Annotated in this window: 1 protein-coding gene; it reads right to left on the bottom strand. The window is 47.4% G+C overall.

Going from position 1 to position 420, the window contains the following annotated elements; all coding sequences use genetic code 11:
- On the bottom strand, window positions 1-420 hold a 420-nt coding region (locus N477_RS03130; protein ID WP_155731776.1), incomplete at both ends, for an SdrD B-like domain-containing protein.

Here is a 420-nt window from a genome sequence, read left to right as displayed (position 1 = left end):
GCGCAGACCTGCAAAGTTAAACGCACCGTTTGCGTCCGTCGTCGTGCTTAAGCTCACCGCTTCACCGTAAAGATCCTGACCCGTTAGCGTGATCTGAATGCCAGCAAGTGCAAAGTCATTGCCATTATTTGTGCCATCTTGGTTGATGTCCACAAACACACGACCTGAGATAGATTTGTCACCTGCTTTTGGCTTTTCCGTAAAGGTGATTTCTGGTGTCGAATCTGTGCCGACAACCACTTTTGCGATATTGCTCACCACGCCAGCACCTGAACCAATGTAACGATTACCTGTTTGGTAAGTGCCAGTTGCTGTCTGCGTGATGGTGTAACCATCAGTATTCGATTCGATCAGACCAGTGAAACTGAATTCACCACTAGCATCCGTTTTCACACTCTGATTGACTGCTTGACCAAACTT

Source organism: Pseudoalteromonas luteoviolacea H33-S (genome assembly GCF_001625695.1).
GTDB lineage: Bacteria > Pseudomonadota > Gammaproteobacteria > Enterobacterales > Alteromonadaceae > Pseudoalteromonas > Pseudoalteromonas luteoviolacea_B.
This window is presented reverse-complemented; position numbering and strand designations above follow the sequence as displayed.